Annotated in this window: 17 protein-coding genes; 10 read left to right on the top strand and 7 right to left on the bottom strand. The window is 51.8% G+C overall.

Translation table 11 applies throughout. The features are described from left to right. Positions 1-35 precede the first annotated feature (35 nt). From aroB to P1P89_00875, 3 genes are all read left to right on the top strand, one after another. A complete protein-coding gene (aroB, locus tag P1P89_00885) occupies positions 36-1,076 on the top strand; it encodes a 3-dehydroquinate synthase (protein ID MDF1590039.1) in 1,041 nt (346 codons plus the stop codon). Positions 1,077-1,149: 73 nt separating this feature from the next. Next, positions 1,150-1,956 carry an MFS transporter gene (locus P1P89_00880; GenBank protein MDF1590038.1) on the top strand — a complete coding sequence of 269 codons (807 nt, stop codon included), beginning with the start codon at positions 1,150-1,152 and terminating at the stop codon, positions 1,954-1,956. Further along, positions 1,904-2,380 carry an MFS transporter gene (locus P1P89_00875; GenBank protein MDF1590037.1) on the top strand — a complete coding sequence of 159 codons (477 nt, stop codon included), beginning with the start codon at positions 1,904-1,906 and terminating at the stop codon, positions 2,378-2,380. Before P1P89_00880 ends, P1P89_00875 begins: the two co-directional genes overlap by 53 nt. 19 nt (positions 2,381-2,399) lie before the next feature. Here the strand turns inward: P1P89_00875 and P1P89_00870 are convergent, their stop codons facing one another. Both P1P89_00870 and P1P89_00865 read right to left on the bottom strand, forming a co-directional pair. Next, positions 2,400-3,446 (bottom strand): metallophosphoesterase, encoded by a 1,047-nt coding sequence (locus P1P89_00870; protein MDF1590036.1) that lies wholly within the window; start codon positions 3,444-3,446, stop codon positions 2,400-2,402. Positions 3,447-3,655: 209 nt separating this feature from the next. After that, complete coding sequence (locus P1P89_00865; GenBank protein ID MDF1590035.1) at positions 3,656-4,489, bottom strand: PAS domain S-box protein; 834 nt, start codon at positions 4,487-4,489, stop codon at positions 3,656-3,658. A 416-nt stretch (positions 4,490-4,905) separates the two neighbouring features. Between P1P89_00865 and P1P89_00860 the strand changes: the two genes are divergently transcribed. From P1P89_00860 to P1P89_00835, 6 genes are all read left to right on the top strand, one after another. After that, entirely contained in the window at positions 4,906-5,409 is a 504-nt protein-coding gene (locus tag P1P89_00860; protein ID MDF1590034.1) for a hypothetical protein, read from the top strand. Between the two features lie 169 nt (positions 5,410-5,578). Next, positions 5,579-7,381, top strand: a complete 1,803-nt coding sequence (locus tag P1P89_00855) for a protein kinase (GenBank protein MDF1590033.1) — start codon at positions 5,579-5,581, stop codon at positions 7,379-7,381. A 12-nt stretch (positions 7,382-7,393) separates the two neighbouring features. Beyond that, positions 7,394-8,179 (top strand): hypothetical protein, encoded by a 786-nt coding sequence (locus P1P89_00850; protein ID MDF1590032.1) that lies wholly within the window; start codon positions 7,394-7,396, stop codon positions 8,177-8,179. Between the two features lie 167 nt (positions 8,180-8,346). Then, positions 8,347-8,721 carry a YkgJ family cysteine cluster protein gene (locus tag P1P89_00845; protein MDF1590031.1) on the top strand — a complete coding sequence of 125 codons (375 nt, stop codon included), beginning with the start codon at positions 8,347-8,349 and terminating at the stop codon, positions 8,719-8,721. A 374-nt stretch (positions 8,722-9,095) separates the two neighbouring features. Further along, positions 9,096-9,635 (top strand): permease, encoded by a 540-nt coding sequence (locus P1P89_00840; protein ID MDF1590030.1) that lies wholly within the window; start codon positions 9,096-9,098, stop codon positions 9,633-9,635. A 4-nt stretch (positions 9,636-9,639) separates the two neighbouring features. Beyond that, complete coding sequence (locus tag P1P89_00835; GenBank protein MDF1590029.1) at positions 9,640-10,149, top strand: permease; 510 nt, start codon at positions 9,640-9,642, stop codon at positions 10,147-10,149. Here the strand turns inward: P1P89_00835 and P1P89_00830 are convergent. Continuing rightward, positions 10,146-11,036: an alpha/beta hydrolase gene (locus P1P89_00830; protein ID MDF1590028.1), complete on the bottom strand. Its 891-nt coding sequence runs from the start codon at positions 11,034-11,036 to the stop codon at positions 10,146-10,148. The two genes, P1P89_00835 and P1P89_00830, sit on opposite strands and share 4 nt — an antisense overlap. 298 nt (positions 11,037-11,334) lie before the next feature. Here P1P89_00830 and P1P89_00825 point away from each other — a divergent pair, with 298 nt between their 5' ends. Beyond that, the gene (locus P1P89_00825; protein MDF1590027.1) at positions 11,335-12,549 is read left to right on the top strand and encodes an MFS transporter; all 1,215 of its coding nucleotides are present in this window, start codon (positions 11,335-11,337) and stop codon (positions 12,547-12,549) included. Positions 12,550-12,926: 377 nt separating this feature from the next. Here the strand turns inward: P1P89_00825 and P1P89_00820 are convergent, their stop codons facing one another. From P1P89_00820 to P1P89_00805, 4 genes are all read right to left on the bottom strand, one after another. Then, positions 12,927-15,554: a GNAT family N-acetyltransferase gene (locus P1P89_00820; GenBank protein ID MDF1590026.1), complete on the bottom strand. Its 2,628-nt coding sequence runs from the start codon at positions 15,552-15,554 to the stop codon at positions 12,927-12,929. Positions 15,555-15,774: 220 nt separating this feature from the next. Next, positions 15,775-16,545: a 3-oxoacid CoA-transferase gene (locus P1P89_00815; protein ID MDF1590025.1), complete on the bottom strand. Its 771-nt coding sequence runs from the start codon at positions 16,543-16,545 to the stop codon at positions 15,775-15,777. After that, entirely contained in the window at positions 16,542-17,546 is a 1,005-nt protein-coding gene (locus tag P1P89_00810; GenBank protein MDF1590024.1) for a CoA transferase subunit A, read from the bottom strand. The genes P1P89_00815 and P1P89_00810 overlap by 4 nt, the downstream gene beginning before the upstream one ends. Positions 17,547-18,189: 643 nt before the next feature. Then, the gene (locus tag P1P89_00805; GenBank protein MDF1590023.1) at positions 18,190-19,362 is read right to left on the bottom strand and encodes an amidohydrolase; all 1,173 of its coding nucleotides are present in this window, start codon (positions 19,360-19,362) and stop codon (positions 18,190-18,192) included. Between the last annotated feature and the right edge of the window lie 72 nt (positions 19,363-19,434).

Below are 19,434 nucleotides of genomic sequence, written 5' to 3'. Positions count from 1 at the left end.
TTTGGACAACCACACAATACATCCGTGAGGGTATCATGAAGCAGTTGGAGATCAGCGGAAAAACCGGAAAATCCACCATAATGGTGGGAGAAAAGCTGGCAAATCTTTCCCAATATATTCCGCCGTCTGAAAAAGTGGTGGTGATTACCGATACCCATGTCGGGAAACTTTACCAGGAGCAGTTTCCCCGGGGTGAAACCATCCGCATCGGAACCGGCGAAGCCATTAAGAACCTGAACACCGTTCAACAGATATATGAACAGCTGGTGGCGCTTGAAGCCGACCGGGCCGTTTTTATTGTCGGCATCGGTGGCGGGGTGGTCTGTGATATTGCCGGGTTCGTGGCGTCTACCTATCTGCGCGGAGTCCGGTTCGGGTTTGCAGCGACCACCCTTTTGGCCCAGGTGGATGCCAGCGTGGGGGGTAAAAACGGTGTTAATTTCCGGGGGTACAAGAACATGATCGGGGTTTTTCGGCAACCCGAGTTTGTGCTCTGTGATCCGGCGCTTTTAACCACGCTTCCGGAAAAAGAACGCCTGAGCGGATTTGGTGAAATCGTCAAACACGCAGCCATCGGCGATGAGGCCTGTTTCGAATTTCTTGAAAATGCTTATGAAAAAGCATTGAAACTGGATCCCGCGGTGATCGAACAACTGGTATACGCGTCTGTCGTTCTCAAGGCTGCCATCGTGAACCGTGATGAAACCGAAAGGGGCGAGCGGCGAATATTGAATTTCGGGCACACCTTCGGCCATGCCATCGAAAAGATAACCGGCGTAACCCATGGGGAAGCCGTCGGGTTGGGAATGGCGGCCGCCTGCAGACTCTCACAGAAAAAAGGGCTGCTTTCCGATGAGGCCGCTGAAAGGGTGATCCGCCTGGCCGGCAACCTCCACCTGCCGGCCCGCATTGGGGTTGACGGGAACGCACTGCTGGACGCCCTGCGACGGGATAAAAAAAGAGAAGGAGACAAGGTCCATTTTGTTTTGCTGCAGGAAATCGGCCGAGCCGTAATCGAACCGGTTCCACTGGACGAACTGGAAGCGATGTTTGGGGATCTGTTTGGGAAGCCTTAGCGCGTTGGGTTTTCGATTCCATGGTTTGGTCAAATAAGGAGTGGATCGGTCGGATCAGAACCAGAGGTGAGGGATGAACCTACAGACTTCTAAACCGGACCGGCAATACCGGGCATATTGGGTGTTATTGGCAGCCTGCCTGACGGCGTTTATTCCCGGCTCTCTGATTTTCGGTTTTCCGGGGGTTATGGGGCCTTATTGGCAGAAGACCTTTAACGCCGGCAGGGCTGAAACCGGTCAAATTCTGTTTTATGTTTTGGCTGCAGCCGGTCTGCATATGTTCCTGATCGGGCGCCTGCAGGAACGGCTGCGGCCATTCTGGATCGCGGGGATGGGCGCGATCATATACGGGACCAGCCTCATGATGCTCGGCCGGGCGTCACACATGAACGGTGTATATCTTTGGGCTTTTTTAACGGGCGCTTCATCGGCCTTTTGTTATCTACCCCCGCTGATGGTCGTGCAGCGTCTGTTTCCCGGTCGAAAGGGTCTTGTCTCCGGCCTGGTCAGCATGTCGTTCGGCCTGTCCGGAGCCCTCATGGCGCCGGTTTACAGCCATATGCTTCAATCCCTTGGCTACATGACCATGACACGGCTGGCGGGGATCAGCTTGCTGCTGGCGGGTTTGGCCGCCGCAGCCGGCATTGGCCTGCCCGCTGCGTCATCTCCGGTCGCTGCCGCCGGCGCCCCCACCCATGGTGACGGTACACTTTCATTATCCATCCGGCAGAGCCTGGGGACCCGTTCGTTCTGGCTGCTGTGGTTTACCAATGCGTTTGTGGGCGCCGCCGGTATTGCAATGGTGACCCTTGTCGATACCTTTCGGCATGGCCCGCGGGCTGGGCGGCGCAGAGGCGGTGGTCCTGCTGATGGCATTTAATATCACCAATGGCACGAGTCGCCTGGTGAGTGGTTTTCTTTCGGACAAGGTCGGCCGGAAACGGGTCATGAGCAGCGCTTTTTTCCTGGCAGGTTGTGCCTATCTTCTGTTTCCACACGTGGATGGTCTCGCTGGCTGGGCGGTTCTGGCCGCCGTCGTGGGGTTTGCGTTTGGAACCCTGTTTGCCGTATCCGCCCCGTTTGTGAGCGACTGCTTCGGAATGGCGCACTTCGGATCCATCTTCGGACTGGTTTTTACCGCCTTTGGTTTTTTTTCAGGAGCCCTGGGGCCTTGGCTGAGCGGCTATCTGCTGGATAGCTCCGGTGGGAACTTTACCCTGGTGTTTCTCTATCTGGGCGGTCTGATGTTTATCTCCGCCCTGCTGATACAGGTTGCCACACCTTACACGGAGTGTAAATTATAGGGTTCGGGTATAAAGCGTCTTAAGGCGTCCGGTTTTTCATGCGGTATTCAATTGAAAAAGCGTGGTCGTTATGCCGGGGATCGGGATCGTATTGCGAAATCAGATAAAACCCTTTTTCACCGATAACCGAATGGGGCCGGACATCGATCCTGTTTTCATCCGGAAAGAACAACAGGCTTCTCAGCCAGCCGTTTCCGCTTTTGGGTTTTTCAATATCTCCCCCCGGATGCTCGCTCTGGTAATCGGTTAAAATTTCATGGATCGGATTGCCGGATAGACCGATGCGCTTCTTATGTTCAACATCATGCACATGGCCGGATAAAACCATAAATATGTTTTGATGCCGACGGATAAGATTTTTCCAGACCGTATCACCGCCGCTGCCGTCAAGATGATATCTTTCGGCGCAATTTTTTTGATAGCCGCCCGCACCGGTGTCGCCTGCGGGCGATTTGGCCAGATAGCAGTGCATAACAACAATGACGCGATGATCCTTGAATTTACGGACGATGTCATTGGCCCACGCAAGGGCTGCCCGGGTTGGCGCAAATTCAAGGCCGAGCACCATGAATTTCAGACCGCCGCTGTCAAAAAAACTGTAATTGTTTTCATTGCCGGGGCCCAAATGCCCGCCATACCAGGTTTTTCCCGCAAACCGATGAGGACCGAAATAGCGGTTGAACAGAGAAGTGTCGCGCTTTCGGCCCAGTCCATCGCTTGGCATGTCATGATTTCCCGGAACCACGCTGAAGGGGATACCGGCCTGGTCGAGTATCTGATGGGCCTTATCGGCAACTTGCCACTGCCTCGTGGTGTTGTCCTGGGTGATATCGCCCATGTGAATAACAAATTTGATATTGAGCCTGTCGCGGTTGTCGGCGATCCAGCGGGTCTGTTGGCGGTAAATCTGGGGATAATATTTTGTATAATACTGGGTATCCGGTACAAGGATGACGCTAAAGCCGGAGGATATCGTTGTATCCTGACTGAAGCTGTAAGGGGCGGTCGTAAACGCAACTGCAAAAAATGCCAGCAGTCCTAAAAAGATCCTGTTGCGTCGGACCATGAACTATACTCCACGGATAGGTTCAAGATGACAGTCGGACTTGCAAGTGGGTGTTGGGTATAGGTTTTCCGATAAAATCGTATTGGTCCCGTGACTATGGTGGGATGTTTATAAATTTAATAGTTTTTATGGTAATTCACTGTTTAAAAAAAGATTACCTACAGTTTCGCCCGAGGCGGAACGGCCGGAACAAATCTGAAGGGTTTGGATTATCGGTCGGCATTATCCTTGGTACTGATTCTTCCGACAATAAGGTTCTGATCATCGGACTTAAATCTACTGAAAAGAAATGTTCCTTCTTTAATACCCTTGTGCTTTGTTTTGAAACTACAGAAAAAGAAATTAGGACCGTCTGGCTTTTCATTCAGTAAGTCCGGCAGGTGCAGGGGGGCATTTTCCAGATCGGTCAGCAGGTCCTGCAAATTGCTTTTCTGCAACTCTTCCCGGGAGTAGCCCATAAGCGCCCGCGCATCATGATTGGCATCTTCAATTTCGGCGGTTGCGGCGTTTATGAGAACGAACGGCGCCGGAGCGGATTCGAAACTCTTCCGATATTTTTCTTCGCGTTTTTTGATGAGCTCGATGGTCTGTTTATGAATGTCAATATCTCTGGCGGTGGATAAGACCAACGGACGTCCCCCCAGATCAACCGGGTAGGACCGCAGTTCAACATTGATGGACTGGCCGTCTTTTCTAATGATGGTAATTTCTTCCGGATCGGTGGGTATTTTTCGTGAAATCTTGTAAAGCAGCTCGGCAGCCTTCTGGGTCTGATTTTTAGGCAAAATACCGAGAGACAGGAGGCTTTTTCCAACCACCTCATGGCGTTCATACCCAGTCAACTTTTCAGCCGCGCGGTTTGCGTCAATCAATACACCGCTTTCATCACAGATGAAGAACATATCCGGTGCGTACTCAAACAACAGCTTAAATCGCTTTTCGCTCTCCTGCAGGGCTTGTTCCGCCTGCTTGCGCCAGCGAGCCTCGTTTTCCAGTATCCTTACGCGGTATTCAAGCTCCTCATATGTCAAGGTGTCTGTCATCGCTGCCGAATTTTTAAAGATATGTGTTTAGCTGCAACGGAAAGACGGATGAAATCCGGCCTTCCTGTAGGCAATTTTCCGGAAATAAACCTGCGGGCTGTGCTTGGGACACTTCCGTAAGCAGGTTAATATCATATTTTTGGCAGAGACGATAGAACAAAGATAAAATTAAATAAAACTCGGAATATAGTTGTTTTGAAATGATGGGAACATACCCCGCGGTAGGCCCGCAGTCGTGCCTGCGGCTGAATTCGCTCGCAAAAAACCCTTTTAAAGAGTCTCGGGTTGTTTAACCCGGAGTGTTGTGGTAAAGGATCACGAAAACTGCGATTCAGCGCCAAGAGGGTAATTTTCAGCGGGATCGTGTATATCCATGTGGTTATCAATATTTATTCATAAAAGGATTGTGATGAAGCATGAAGGATTCATTGTGTGAAAATTTAAACTTTAGCGTCAATAATTACCCGATCATTCTGGGAAAAGCGTTGGATGTCCCCCAATTGCAATCTCACGGCATCGAAAAAGTCGGTTTTTTTGCCCGGCTGATTTTAAGGCCGGAAAAGGGTGAGATGCCGTATTTGTCCAAAAATTCCGTATTAAACTATCTTTCCGGTGACGACTACACGATCATGCCGGTCGTGGATCAAAATGATAAAAAGAAGACCCGGTTCGGGACCATCGCTTATTTGTGGTACAAAGAGAACAGGCTTTCAAAGTTTGGTTTCCAGATCGTACAAAATGCGGCGTTTGTAGCCGTAACCATTTTTGAAGAACTTGAAAAAAGAATTACAGAATCCATCACGCCTCCCACCGATTCCACAAAAACCCAGAAGGTCTGGGACAGCAAAAACCAAAAATTGATTTTATCGTTACCCCTGAACAATCAGTATGGATATATCCATTTGATGTTTAAAGAATAATTTGGGTAAAACCCTGAAGCAATCCCCTTGACGATCGGCGTATTGATAGGATAATCTGGCTATAACGGGCTTTTATGGAAAATCTATATAGACGCTTTACAGTATCCAGGCATTCTGACCACGGGATATGACACCTTTTCAACCCAGACAATATGGAAAATATCTGCTGATGGACAAAATCGCTTCCGGCGGTATGGCCGAGTTGTACCGGGCCAAAATCATCGGCGATCGGGGTTTTGAGAAGATTGTCGCCGTTAAAAAAATCCTTCCGTACCTTGCTTTCGATGATGTTCTGGTATCTTCTTTTATTGATGAGGCCAAGCTCGCGGCCCTGCTGCAGCACCAGAATATTGTCCAGATTTATGATTTCGGCACCATGGCAAACAGCTATTTCATTGCCATGGAATTGCTGGCCGGCAAAGACCTGCGCCTGTCGACAAATAAGTCCAAACAAAAAAACATGCCGATGGATCTGGAAACAGCGCTTTACATCACCGCCCAGATCTGTGACGGGCTGGAATACGCTCATAAGCTGCGCGATTTTCAGGGAAAACCGTTGGGAATTATCCACCGGGATATCAGCCCGCCGAATATTTTGATAACGTTCAGCGGGCAGGTGAAAATTATTGATTTTGGCATTGCCAAAGCCAGGAACCAGAGCAAAGACACCCAGGTGGGGATTATCAAGGGAAAAGTCGCTTATATGTCACCGGAACAGGCCGATGGCAAGGTGATTGATCATCGTTCCGATATTTTTGCGACGGGTATACTCCTTTATGAAATGCTGTCGCGCCGGCGGATGTATACCGGCGAAGACACCCTCCAGGTGCTTTCCCGGGTGCGTGAAGCCCGGTTTGAGCCGCCTGAAAATGTGATTGGTTATCGATATCCCGAGCTTTTTAGAATTCTCAACCGGATACTTGCCAAAAATCCGGACGACCGCTACCCTTCCAGCGGTGAAATGCAGGCGGACATTGAAGGGCTGTTAAATAAGCTGCCGAACCGGCCGTCTACCCAGGGTATTTCTCAGTATATGCATCGTCTCTTTGAGAAAGAGATTTCAGATGAAGATCTGGCGATGCGTGCCGCAATGCAGGTTCAGGCGCCGACGGAGCTCCCGGGCGCAGGATACGACACGGCAGACACATTAACAGGTTTCGAAGACGCAGCTTCAAACATAACCGAGGTGATCGAGCCGGACCCGGGGCCGGCCGAAGAAAAAGCCGCAGTATCAACCACTGCCGAAAAATCCAATTGGAGCGAAAGGCGCGGCGTAAAGTATGCGGCTGCGGTTTTTTTTGTGGGGATACTTGTGCTATGGTCTTTATTTGTTTACCGAAAGGTGTTCTTGTCCGGCGACAGCGGTGGCGGCTTAAGCCCTGCAGGTTCGGACAAATTAAGGGCCGCCGCCGTGACCGCTTTTGAAGAAAAGCAGTATTCAAAAGCAGCTGAATTGTTACAAAAGGCTGTTTCGGAAAGCCCCTCTCGAAAAGGGGAACTGTTGCCGTACTATACCAAAGCATTGCTGGGACAGGCATCAGAGCTGGCTGGGGCAGATCCCGAAAAGGCAGAAGGGTTAATTATCAGGGCGGTTGAGTTGAATCCGGGAGACCCCGAAGCACTTTTTCAACTTGGGCTTTTTTATACGCACCGGGAACAATATCAAAAAGCCATCGCAGCATACAGCAAGGCAGCCGAATTAAACCCGCAGCATCCCAACACCTTCTACAATCTCGGTTATATTTATGCCAAAATAAAAAATTACGGGAAGGCCGAGGAAATGTTCGAACGCACGGTTAAACTTTCTCCGCCTTTTATGGATGAGGCCTTGTTTAATCTTGCAATTGTTCAGCAGCGGCTTGGCAAGCGGGAACCATTTGTCAAAAACCTTAAACTGGCCATAGAAGCAAATCCGAACAATAAACTTGCCAAAGAATACCTGGATCGAATTGACCGTGTAAAAAGGAAATAGACAGGAATTTATTTGAAAAAATCCTTTATTCATATTCTTCGTTTGGGGATGATCGGGCTCCTGCTGGCGCTGGTTTGCAGCAGTTGCACCTATTTAAACAAGCTAAACAAGCTGATTTTTTGGGACGAGGGTTATTACGTGCATCAGGTCAGATGGGAGGGTGAAACCCTATCCATTCTTGCCAAGTGGTACACCGGGAGCCTGGATAGCTGGATGGCCATTGCCAATGCCAACCCGACGCTGGATCCCAACAGGATCATTATTGGAAATGACATCCGGATTCCGGCCAAGTTGCTGATAACCCGTAATCCGATGCCGAAAAGTTTTCTGGCCGGCTTCGGTATGGAAAAAAAAGCCAAGCTGCCGACGCCCGAGACAATTGTCCGGCCGGAACCCGCGGGCAGTCCCGCGCCTGCCAAGACGCAACCCCAAACGGAACCGGACAAAAGAGCGGTGCCGCCCGATAAAAGCCGACCGGCTGATGCTTCGGATCTAGAGATCCCGACTGCGGTTATTCCACCCGCCGGGCCGGCAATAAAACCAGGTCCTGCTGTTAAGGGGGAAAAGCCGGTTTTGCCGGAAAAGGAATCCCTTCCTTTAACGGCGCCCCCCCTGCAGCGTGAAAAAAAACAGAACCCGTCCCAAACAAACCGGCCGACCGGACCGTCTGACCAGCCACTGCCCACGGTTCCGTCTTCCCAACCCAATGTGGAAAAAAAACCGACGCAACCCAAGGCCGAAATTGCGCCGGAAAACGATGAACCGCCCTTATTCGGACCCAAGGGTTATTCCGATTAACCCGATTGGGTTTAGAGATTGCCTTTCACCTCCGGAGAGCTCTGCTTCTCAGCATTCATTTTCTTCTTGCCAAAATCATCTTTTTGGTGCATATTCCCGCGCCGTCATCGGGTTAATATCTCTTTAAATATTCGTATGTAACAGCCATAATAAAGGCTTTAAAAGTCATGATGCATCACGTAAATCCCTGCCTGAGGTGCGGGGCCTGCTGCGCCTATTACCGGGCTTCCTTTTACTGGGCTGAAAGCAATGATCTCAGCGGGGTACCGCCGGATCTCACCGAAAAGTTAAATGATTTCTATGTGGTAATGAAGGGCACCCATAGTCCCCGGCCGCGTTGTATCGCCCTGGAGGGCCAGATCGGAATTGCAGTATGCTGCAGCATTTATGAGCACCGCGCTTCGGTTTGCCGAAATTTCACGCCTTCCTGGGAAAGCGGCATCCCCAATGAGCGTTGCGACAAGGCCAGAGCCGCCTGGAATCTGAAACCGCTGGCGCCTGCCACCTGGTACCAGCCGGATTGCCTTGATAAAGCCGCCTGAAAGGCAGAAACACAAACAGGAAATTTCGTTACCATTCGATGAACCGGCCGGTTGCCGGAAAAGGCAACCGGTGTGGGATTCCTGCCCTAAATAGCAAACACAACTGTGACGCTGCGGTCATCATTTGAGACTTGTAATATGAGCATGTGTGGCATATAAGCGTCAATGACACTGTTTAGAAGTCATTTTAAAACACCAGACCAGGCCTCTGGTCGGGTTTTGAAATGGCTTCCAAATACAAATCACTGGTGGCCACCTCCGTTGTGTGCCGGGAACTTCTCATAACGGGGAGGCCTTATTTTTAGCTACATCCGGCTATCATAACCGTTTCACCTCTTCAGCCACAAATTTTAATACGATTCACTATCGAAAAGATGAAAAAAATTTTTACCGACAAATCCTTTTTGGTTTTTACCGGGATCGCACTTCTTTCCGGTTATGGCTGTTATGCCAAGGGGGGAAACGAAGCGGTTTTAAAAGGGCTGAAAGCTGCCTGGTCCATGGTGGTTCTGGTGGGTCCCAGGCTGCTGGCAGCCTTTATCCTGGCAGGATTTGTTCAGGTGCTCCTGCCCAAGGGCCTGATCATAAAATGGGTGGGAGCCAAATCAGGCCTGCGCGGAATTTTAATCGCTACTTTCGTTGGTGTGATCACGCCGGGCGGGCCCATGATTTCTTTCCCGCTGGTGGCAGCCCTTTTTAAACTCGGGGCCGGCTATGGCCCTCTGGTTGCCTATCTGACATCTTGGAGTGTTCTGAGTATTTATCGTATTGCCATATGGGAAATTCCTTTTATGGGGGTGAAGTTTACCGCGTTAAGATTTTTTGTCTCTTTGATACTCCCGTTAGTGGCGGGGCTGAGCGCTCAAAAACTGTCGCGGTTTTTTGAAGACCCCCTCGCAGAGGGACAGGAATAATATTATGGATGCGATCTCTATCGGCATGTGGATTCTGGCTTTGATAATGGGCGGCATTGCGTTTTTCCGACCAGGACGGCTCCATCTTCAGGGGGCCAAAATTGCTGGTGACAACCTCCTGATTATGATACCGCGAATTTTCATGGCGATTCTGGTTTCCGGTTTTTTTTCCGTCATTGTTCCAACGGAGCTGGTGGCTAACTGGCTGGGTAAGGATTCCGGAATGAAGGGAATACTTATCGGTTCTATGGCGGGCGGATTGACGCCGGGAGGGCCGATCATCTGTTTTCCCATTGTCGCCATTATTTTTAAGGCGGGCGCAGGCATTGGTCCGTTGGTCGCCTATTTGACTTCCTGGTCCGTGTTCGCGCTTCACCGCCTGTTTGCATTTGAACTTCCCATGATGGGCCCGCGGTTTGCAATGATCCGGCTGCTGTCTTCGGTCATTTTGCCTTTTATTGCCGCAATAACAGCACTGCTTTTTGAGGATTTTTTTATGGGGAATAATTTCTAACGACAATCGGGTTCTTCCATAAAAAACCTCATGAACCATTCATAGGCTTCGTCCGGGGCTTCCTCGGTCACGTAGTGGCCGCAGTTAATGGGCCCGCCGATGACATCGATTGCATAGTTTTTCCAGACGGCGAGGACATCTCCGTGTACTTTGCCGGTATGGCTGTTGGCCCCCCAAATCACCAGCAGGGGACACCTTGCCTTTTTGTCTCTGTCGGCCGTGTCCATCTCAAAATCGCAGGTGGCGCAGGCCCGGTAGTCGGCGCAGGAGCCCCGGATGGTCTTTTCATTGAAACAGCGCACATATTCGGCAAAAGCTTCCTTTGTGAACGGTTTTAACCCGATCCCGGACTTTGAGATCTTTTTCTCCATATACCATTCCGGCGGGACGGCGGACAGCATCCTTTCGGGTAAATCATAGGGCTGTATCATGAACAGCCAGTGCCAGGACTTTGTGGCCCATGCTTTAGAGGCGTGGGTCCAGACATGGTAATTGGGTAAAATATCGATAATGGCGGCTTTCTTTACGCGAGGGGGATGATCCAGACACATGCGATGCACGGTGCGCGCCCCGCGGTCAATCCCTGCCACAAAAAACCGTTTATATCCTAACACCTCCATTACCTCGACCTGGTCCAGCGCCATGGAACGGAAAGAGAAATTTATATTGTTTTCACCGGGATCGGGCGCCGAGCTGTCTCCGTACCCGCGCAGGTCAGCGGCAACCACATGAAAGTTTTCGGCCAGGCGGTTTGCGATTTTATGCCAGGATACGTGGGTCAGGGGATTGCCGTGCAGTAGGAGCAGCGGCGGACCGTTGCCGCCATGGCGTAGATGAATCACGGCCCCGCCGGTCTTTATGTCCTTAGTCTTAAAACCATCAAACATATCTCCTCCCGTGCTGCATGATTTTTAACAGGGAACGATTGACAACCCGTTGATAGGGGACAGGCTTTGGTCTTGTGCTTGCCCCTGGCAGGGGACATAGCAAATTTGTTTGTAAAGGAATATTCATCCAGATTTTAAATTAATCCTGAAATAATTACAACTTTAAAAGAGACGCTATCCTGTTTGCCGTCTGATTGACTTCTGTTCTTCAATATGTTAGCCAATAGCGCCTTTCATGCGTTGCACCCCACGGAGATGGGGCTTACAGTGTAAAAAAATTCGAACTCAGCTTGAACAGATGCCAAAAGCAGCTTCCAAATATCTTATCCCTCAATTCATGCTGGCTCATTTCAGTTACCATGTATGCACCGGCGTCTTGATTCCGCTGCTTCCGTTGATGCGTGAAAGTTTAGGGCTGAATTATTTTCAATCAGGCCTCCTGGTATCCTGCTACACGATTTCTTACGGGCTTGCCCAACTTCCCATGGCCATGCTTGCAGACAGATTCAGCAGCCGCCTTATCATCATCTGGGGCATGATCTGTATATCCCTGACCGGCATCGGCGTGAGCTTCACCCAGTCCTACGGCCAGATGGTACCTTTTTTTGTTGCCATGGGCGTCATCAGCGCATCCTACCATGCGCCTGCCACATCCTTTATTTCCCAGGTTTTTCTTGCGCAAAAAAGAGGCCGGGCTTTGGGCTTTCATAATACCGGTGGTAGCGCCAGCTTTTTGTTGACGCCGGCCATGGCCCTGGGGGTCGCATACCTTTTCAGTACCTGGCGGGCTCCTTTTTTCATACTGGCCCTGCCGGCCCTCCTGGTCGGGGTTATCCTGCTGCTCACAACGACTGAAATTAAAGGAGATATTGAAGCGCCGGACACAAAACCAGAACGGTCGGAAACCGGCAGCCGCAGCAACGAATCTACCGGCAAGGGGGCGCAGCAGATAAGCTGGTCGCAGATTATTGTTTCCCTCGGAATCGTAGCCTTTCTGTCGGTGACGATTCAGCTATTTTCTGCAGGGGTGCGGTCTTATTTGCCGTTATACATGGTGGATCGCCACGGCATATCACCACAGTTGGCCGGATTGGTGATCAGCCTGATTGCCGGTTCGGGGATTATCGGGGCGCCGCTGGGGGGCGCTTTATCGGACCGGTTTGGGCGAAAAAAAGTGATCCTGTTCTCCCTTTCCCTTTCCGGCCCGCTGCTCCTTGCGGTTACGAGAGCCCCCTACGGCATTCCGCTCCTGGTGTTGCTGCTGCTGTATGGAATGACCATGAGCGTAAGGATGCCCAGTATGTTGTCCCTGATCGCAGATGTGGTTCCGGTCGGCCGGCGGACAACGGTTCTGGGGATTTATTATTTGATAGGAGAGGAAATTGCCGGCATCACAACCCCCCTCATCGGCCATTTGATAGATATCTATGGCATCAATCTCACCTTTACCGGCGTGGCCGTGGGGTTATGTATAATCCCGACCATTGCATTGATTTTTCGAAAATACATTTAATTAAGTCTCCTCTCAAACAGGCACACCGGTATTGGCCGATCTGATACCGGGAGTTTAAATGTCAAGAGGTTTTTTTAAATCATTGTTGGAAAAAGGGAGACATTCTACTAATTGTGCTAACTTTGGCGCCGCAGAATTTGGGCAATCGCCGAAGTGGAAACGCCTATTTGTCGTGCACTTTCAGCTAACGATAAAAACCGGATCGTTCACCAGTTGCAAAGCCGGAAGCGTTCGCAGCGTTGTAATTTTCTTGATACGACTACCGGAACGAAGTATTTCAATATTCATATTTCAATTTAAAATCCCATGCTGATTATCGCTGCAGCTTCTTTATTTAGGTCTTTTACGGACAACTGCTTTTTATATTTTAAAAAAATTTAGAATCGACTTTTGCCGCCGGTTGCCTCCAGAATTTCAGACTCTTTTACAGTGGTCAGATCCAGGCGAACCTCAACTTCGGAGAAGTCGGCGTCGGAGAAGGCCGGCCATCTCAGTTTGTGTGCCAAGTCAATCATGGCCCGGTTTTCCCGCAGCACGAGCCCCCAGAGGGTCTTGAATCCGCGGCGAACGGCAATGACCGCCAGGCGCCGCAGCAGCTCGGCGCCGACCCCCTGACCCTGCCAGGGGTCTCCGACAATAATAGCAAATTCGACCGTATCGGACCCCGGAGCGCTTATCAGACGTGCCACCCCGAGCATCCGCTGGCCGGCGGCGCTTGGCTGAAGCGCCACCAGCGCAATTTCCCGGTCATAATCGATCTGGGTGAATCGAGCCAGCAGCGCCGGCGTTAAATCCGTAACCGGTTTGGCGAATCGGTAATACAGGGTGCGGGGTGAAAGCTCCGACCACAACTCCTGCAGCAGCGGGGCATCCTCCGGTTTGATCGGCCGAAGGAAGAGTGAAATACCGCCGGAGGTGACCGTGTTGACTTCATATTCATCCGGATAAGGGCTGATGACCAGGTGCAGGGGCGAGCGTTTGTCCGACGGTTGGATGAAGATCCGGGCGTTACAGGCCCGGGCCTGGCTTCCGCAGACCGCCAAGGGATTTATTTCCAGTTCGAGGATTTCAGGCAAATCGGTAACGAGATGCGAGAAGTTGACCAGCAGTTCTTCCAGGAAGGGGACAGCGGACGGGGATTTCGTACAGAGGAAGCGGTAGAGCATCGTACGCTCCATGAGCTGACGGGCCAGCAACCGGTTCAAGGGCGGCAGCCCCACGGCAAAGTCCGTGGACAGCTCCGGCGGCAAGCTGCCTGTACCGAACAGGATGACGGGTCCGAAAGGAGGCAGCTGCCGGCTCACCAGGCAGATGGTTGCGTCCGCCTGGCGGCTTTCGGGGCTGATAGCTGTCTCATCCGCCGATTCACGACCCTCCGGCACTTTCACCGTGGCCATGGAAGAGCCGTCGTCGGCAGAAGCAGACGCCGGACAATTTGTTGCGGACAACAGTTCCGACTCCTCTGCGGTTCCCCAGGCATGAACGGCCGGAAAACAGTCTGCCGGAATATCATACGCCTGAAGGAACATCAGCGCACGCCTGCCTTCGAGAACGCAGTCGTTTGTCTGCAGGGCGATTCTCATAACGGCCTGGGCGCGGGCGCGATGGGTGGCAAAACGTCCGGAAAGCCGCGGTGGAATTTCCTGCAGCTGTTGAATATTGTGGGCGTAGGTGGTTAGATTTAAGAATGCTTCCACAGCCCGCTCGGGGACATCGTAGGTCGGGATGCCTGCTTCACAAAGAATCCGGCGCCCGTTTTCACAGCCGTTTTCACCCATCCACACGGCAATGAGCGGGGCGCTTTTTTTATCAGCGGCACCAGTGATTGCACGGGCCACTGCGTCCGGGTCTGTTAGAAATCGGGGAACGAGAATGACGAGAAGCGTCTGTACTTCTTTGGCGTCAAGACAGCGGGAAACGAGCTGGCCCAAGGGCCGGGCCGGTATATCGGCCGGTAACGTCAGGGCGGTATGCGGCCGGTCGGCAGACGTTTCGACAAGCGGGGCAAGCGCCGCCAGGATTTCGCTGCTCAGGGGCAGCGGTTTCAGACCGTGCTTCTGCAGCGCGTCCACGGCCATCACTGCCGGTCCCCGAGCATTGCTGACGATAGAAAGGCCTGACCCCCGGGGTCGCGGATGTTTGCTGAGCAAATCGCCGCAATCGAACAGCTGCTCGACGGTTGCCACTCGAACGATGCCTGCCCGCGCGAAGGCGGCATCGTAGACGATATCTTCGTCGATGAGTTTTCCTGAAGGTGTTTTCGTTGTCTGCGAAATGCTGGAACATCTACCGGACTTAAGTACGACAACTGGCTTGAGGCGGGCGGCGGAACGAGCGGCGGACATGAATTTGCGCATGTCGCCAATATGTTCGACATACAGCAGGATAGCGCCGACCCTGAAATGAGTGGCGCTGTAATCCAAAAGGTCCGCACAGTCAACCTCAACCATGTCTCCCAAATCAACCAGCAAACTCAGGCCGATGTGCCTGGAAATGGATAAATCAAGAAGATTGGAACAGATCGCGTTGCTTTGAGATATGACGGCCAGCTCGCCGGCCGGAGGAAGTTGTCGTCCGAAACCGGCGTTGAGGCTAGTCCAGGGGCTGCAAATCCCCCAGGCGTGCGGGCCGATCACACGAACGCCTGTTTTGCGGGCTTGTTCCCGGATAGGCGCGATCGCCTCTTCCGGCGTCGCCTTCAAAGAGGGGATGAGGACGCCGCTCACGCCGGCCTGTCCGCAAGCCTCGATAGCGGTCGGTATATATTCCGGCGCCAGGGAAAGAATCGCCAGATCAATCGGCTTCTTGACGGCCGCAAGGTTTGCGTACACCGGCAGTCCATTTACCTGGCCGACGTTTTTAGAAATCGGGTAGACGGCGCCTTGATATCCGCCCGCGACGATGTTTGCTAAAACACGGCGCCCGGGATTTTCCGTCCCCTCATCAATACCTAGCACCGCTAGGGCAGAAGGGAAAAACAGCTTGGACAGCCCTCGAATGCTCATGAATCTATCTCTTCGCTTTTAAAAACATATCGAACACCCGGTCGCCGCGTTGGGTGCTGAACCGGCATCTTTATGCGCCCGTGTGTGTCAGCGGACAGCGCTTTCCCCCTGCCCGGAGGCCTTACGCTCGAAGCGACCCCCAAATGGAAATCCTGCTGTCCGTTTCAAGCCAAACATTTCGCAAAAATATAGCCGAGCCGGTTGCAGCTTGCGGCTCGGGTTATCGGCCGATAATCAGTCGCAAGGGATCCACTTCTCCTCTTAAAATTCTTAATTCCTCTTTGGTGGGGGGCGGTGTCATTCGGATAAAATCAGCTTCGGGCAAATCGAAGCCGGTTTCTTCTTTAATCTGCTCCAGCGTTACCCCCGGGTGAACGGATTCAATTTTCAGCCGTTTGGTTTCTTGATCAAATCCGAGAACAGCCAGATCGGTAATGATCTTGTAGGGCCCGCTTCCCGGGGGGAGGCCGGCCGCTTCCCGGGCGCCGGGGCCGGAAAGATATCCCGGGCTGGTGATAAAATCCAATTTCTCCACGAAGCGTGCTTTGCTGTGGACGGTCATGATCAGTGTTTTCCAGCATAAGGAGGCAAAGTCATTGGCCCCGCCACTGCCGGGAAAACGGACCTTAGGCCGGTAATAATCACCGATAACCGTCGAATTGATGTTGCCGTACCGGTCGATCTGGGCACCGCCCAAAAAACCATAGTCTACCAGACCGCGGCTGCAGGTCGTCATCATTTCGATCATTCCGGCCGCCATTATTCCTCTGAAAAAGGTTCGTGAATCACCGACCGAGATCGGCATTTGCGGCAGCAGGGGAGCGAAGCCGCCGGCCTCAAATAGGATCACCAGGTTCGGTGAAGCCGTCTTCTGGGCCAGCATGGCCGCGGCACAGGGCGCACCGGTTCCGACGGCAACCGTTTTGCCGTCCTCCAGATAGCGGGAAGACGCACAAATCATCATTTCTGTCTTGTTGTATTCATCTTTCAAGGCAGGTTTCTCCTTTCCTGTTTGTCAACCAGGTTTTCAAGTTCCTGAAGTTCCTTGAGCCGGGCCAGACCGCCGCACAGGTCCAGATATTCCTGGAAACTGGAAACCCCATAGATGTGGTCGTCCAGGAATTTGGCAAATTCAGCCGGATCTTTTTCGACCCGGAGCCATTCAGCGAGATGTTTTTCATCCGAAAAGTAGTGGTAGGGCATATTCCCCGGATAACTTCCATAAGGCACCTCGATAACACCGTCCACCAGATAGTAAGGGATGGATGTCTGGGTCGGCCGCATTCGGATGCTCAGGTTGTCCACAAATCGTTCGGCGGTGACGATTAAGTGCTTGGTAGCGCGGGCCAGCTCCAGATCGGCGGCGGAAATCCCCCTGATCTGACAATTGCCGTAAATATCCGCCTGGTGTACGTGAATGACGGCCACATCCGGCCATAGCGCCGGTACAGCGGCAAACTTTTTGCCGGTGAAAGGGCACACAACGATTTTAGCGCCGGACATTTCGAAGGTGTCAGTTCCCAGCATACAGCGAATGATCGCGAAAGAAACGCCTTCAGCGGCGGCTTTTAAACGGGCCGCCAACGCGTAATTGGTCCACTCGCACACCTGAACCTCACCGGATTGCATAATCCGCCGCGCGTTCAGCGACAGCCCCCGTGCCTCCAGACCGACAATATAGGCCGCATCCACGCGGTTGATGCAGCGGCCGGCGCATAGCAGCTGAAAGTCATGGGTCGAGGTATGTCCAAGGAAGCCAAGGTTTTTGCGGCGGGCCCGGAGGATTTCATGGATGACCGCCGTCGGGATGCGATTCGAGCCGAATCCGCCGATCGCCAGATAGCAGCCATCCGGTATGAATTTCTCCACAGCCTCCTTTACGGTCATACGCTTGTCGGTCATCGCCCGGGATTTGGTTTCGAAAAACGCCCGCGCCTTGTCCGGGTCGGGATCCATGAACAGGGGGTTTCTGCCTTCCGTAAGTATTTTCATACGTGATCCTTCCAAGAGATTGAAAAATTGTTGATGGATTGTTCCTGACTCTAATTTAAAGGTCTCAAGGAATAAAAGCCAACTCTATTTTTTTAAATCAAGAAACATGCCAACGGTTAAATAATAAAAAAACAAATAAAAACAACTTTATAGGATTGACTGCGACAAATTGGCGGAAAAAAGCGTCATTTTATTTTACAGATTGTAAAATTTATTGCGCAAAGCGAAAAAAATAAAAGGGGGGACATTGTTTACTAATTGTACTAACCATGACGTCGCAGAATCTGGGCAATTGCCGAAGTGGAAACGCTAATTGCCGTACGCTTTTAGCTAAAGATAAAACCAGATCGTTTACCAACTGTAACGCCGGAGTCGTTCGCAGCTTTGAAACTTCCTTGATACGACTACCGGAACGAAGTATTTCAATATTCATATTACGTGTTTGACAATTCTTGCTGATTATCGCTGCGGTCTTTTTATTTGATAGGAGACGAATTTGCCGGCATAACCACTCCACTTATCGGCTATTTGATCGATATATATGGGATCAATCTCACCTTTACCGGTGTGGCAGTCGGGTTATGCATTATTCTGATCTTTGCGCTGGTTTTTCGAAAATACATTTAAAGGTTTTAAAGCATTTTCAGCCCAGATAATCCACAACCGCCCGCGAAATAATTTCAACCCCGAGAGGCATAACGCTTTCGTCTATATCGAACCTGGAAGCGTGTAAAGGATGGACGATTTCCTTGGCAGGGTTCATACAGCCCAGGCGCACCAGGGCGCCGGGGATTTTTTCGGTAAACAGGGCAAAATCTTCGCCACCCGTCGTGCGACTGATAAAGGACACATTTTTTTTACCCACCACCTTTATGGCGGCGTCATAGAGGGTCTCGGAAACCGCTTCGGTATTGTTGCAGGCGGCGACCCCTTCGACAAACCTGAATTGGGTCTTTACCCGAAATGCTTTTTTCATACCGGCGATCATTTCCTTGAGCCGGCTGATGACCAAATCCCGTCCCTCGCCGGTAAATGTGCGAATGGTCCCCGCCAGTTCAACCTTGTCCGGAATGATGTTGGCGACCGTGCCTCCGGCGAATTTACCGATTGTCACAACGCCGGTATCGATGGGATTGATGTTTCGGCTGACGATGGTCTGGAGCGCCGTCACAAAGTGCGCCCCGGCCACCACCGGATCGTTACCTTTGTGGGGACGGGCGCCGTGCGTACTTTTGCCGGTAATGGTCAAATTAAAAAAATCCGTTGCCGCATGACTGAACCCCCTGTATAGCCCCACCTGTCCCACCTTGCCCTCGGTCCACATGTGGCACGCCAGGATGCGGTTCATCGCAGGTTCCTTCAGCACCCCCGCCTTGATCATGGCCCGTGCGCCCTTTAATGTTTCCTCGGCGGGCTGAAAAATAAACTTGACCTTGCCGCTGATTGTTTGCGCCTGGCCGGATTCAATTAAATTCTTGGCCACGCCCAGCATGATCGCCGCATGGGCGTCATGCCCACAGGCGTGCATCCGGCCCCGGTATTGCGATTTATACGGCACGTTATTTAATTCCTGGATGGGAAGGGCGTCTATGTCGGCCCTTAGCCCCAGCACCTTTTTGCCGGGCCTTCCTTTTAAAACACCCACCGCGCCGACCTCAAGGCCATCCAGCTTCTTCAGCTCAAGCCCTAGCGCCTTCAAGGTTTCTTTAATCCTGGCGGTTGTCTCTATCTCATTAAAGGCCGTTTCCGGGCGGCGATGAAACTCCCGGCGAAGATCTTTTAACCAAGCGAACATGGGGTGTCGGGAAAAATCCATGCTTCCTCCTTTAAAATGGTTCAAGTCTACGATTAACCTTTAAGGCCCAGGGGGGTGGTTTTTGAGCTTGCT

It is taken from the genome of Desulfobacterales bacterium (genome assembly GCA_029211065.1).
Taxonomy (GTDB): domain Bacteria; phylum Desulfobacterota; class Desulfobacteria; order Desulfobacterales; family JARGFK01; genus JARGFK01.
The sequence above is the reverse complement of the archived record's forward strand: the minus strand, read 5'-3'. Positions and strand labels throughout refer to the sequence as shown.

Coding starts and splice junctions, on each gene's coding strand:
- P1P89_00870 (MDF1590036.1), bottom strand. CDS start 3,446: ATGGTCCGACGCAACAGGATCTTTTTAGGACTGCTGGCATTTTTTGCA.
- P1P89_00810 (MDF1590024.1), bottom strand. CDS start 17,546: ATGAAAATACTTACGGAAGGCAGAAACCCCCTGTTCATGGATCCCGAC.
- P1P89_00835 (MDF1590029.1), top strand. CDS start 9,640: ATGGATGCGATCTCTATCGGCATGTGGATTCTGGCTTTGATAATGGGC.
- P1P89_00860 (MDF1590034.1), top strand. CDS start 4,906: ATGAAGGATTCATTGTGTGAAAATTTAAACTTTAGCGTCAATAATTAC.
- P1P89_00805 (MDF1590023.1), bottom strand. CDS start 19,362: ATGGATTTTTCCCGACACCCCATGTTCGCTTGGTTAAAAGATCTTCGC.
- P1P89_00840 (MDF1590030.1), top strand. CDS start 9,096: ATGAAAAAAATTTTTACCGACAAATCCTTTTTGGTTTTTACCGGGATC.
- P1P89_00825 (MDF1590027.1), top strand. CDS start 11,335: ATGCCAAAAGCAGCTTCCAAATATCTTATCCCTCAATTCATGCTGGCT.
- P1P89_00845 (MDF1590031.1), top strand. CDS start 8,347: ATGATGCATCACGTAAATCCCTGCCTGAGGTGCGGGGCCTGCTGCGCC.
- aroB (MDF1590039.1), top strand. CDS start 36: ATGAAGCAGTTGGAGATCAGCGGAAAAACCGGAAAATCCACCATAATG.
- P1P89_00830 (MDF1590028.1), bottom strand. CDS start 11,036: ATGTTTGATGGTTTTAAGACTAAGGACATAAAGACCGGCGGGGCCGTG.
- P1P89_00820 (MDF1590026.1), bottom strand. CDS start 15,554: ATGAGCATTCGAGGGCTGTCCAAGCTGTTTTTCCCTTCTGCCCTAGCG.
- P1P89_00880 (MDF1590038.1), top strand. CDS start 1,150: ATGAACCTACAGACTTCTAAACCGGACCGGCAATACCGGGCATATTGG.
- P1P89_00865 (MDF1590035.1), bottom strand. CDS start 4,489: ATGACAGACACCTTGACATATGAGGAGCTTGAATACCGCGTAAGGATA.
- P1P89_00855 (MDF1590033.1), top strand. CDS start 5,579: ATGGACAAAATCGCTTCCGGCGGTATGGCCGAGTTGTACCGGGCCAAA.
- P1P89_00875 (MDF1590037.1), top strand. CDS start 1,904: ATGGCCCGCGGGCTGGGCGGCGCAGAGGCGGTGGTCCTGCTGATGGCA.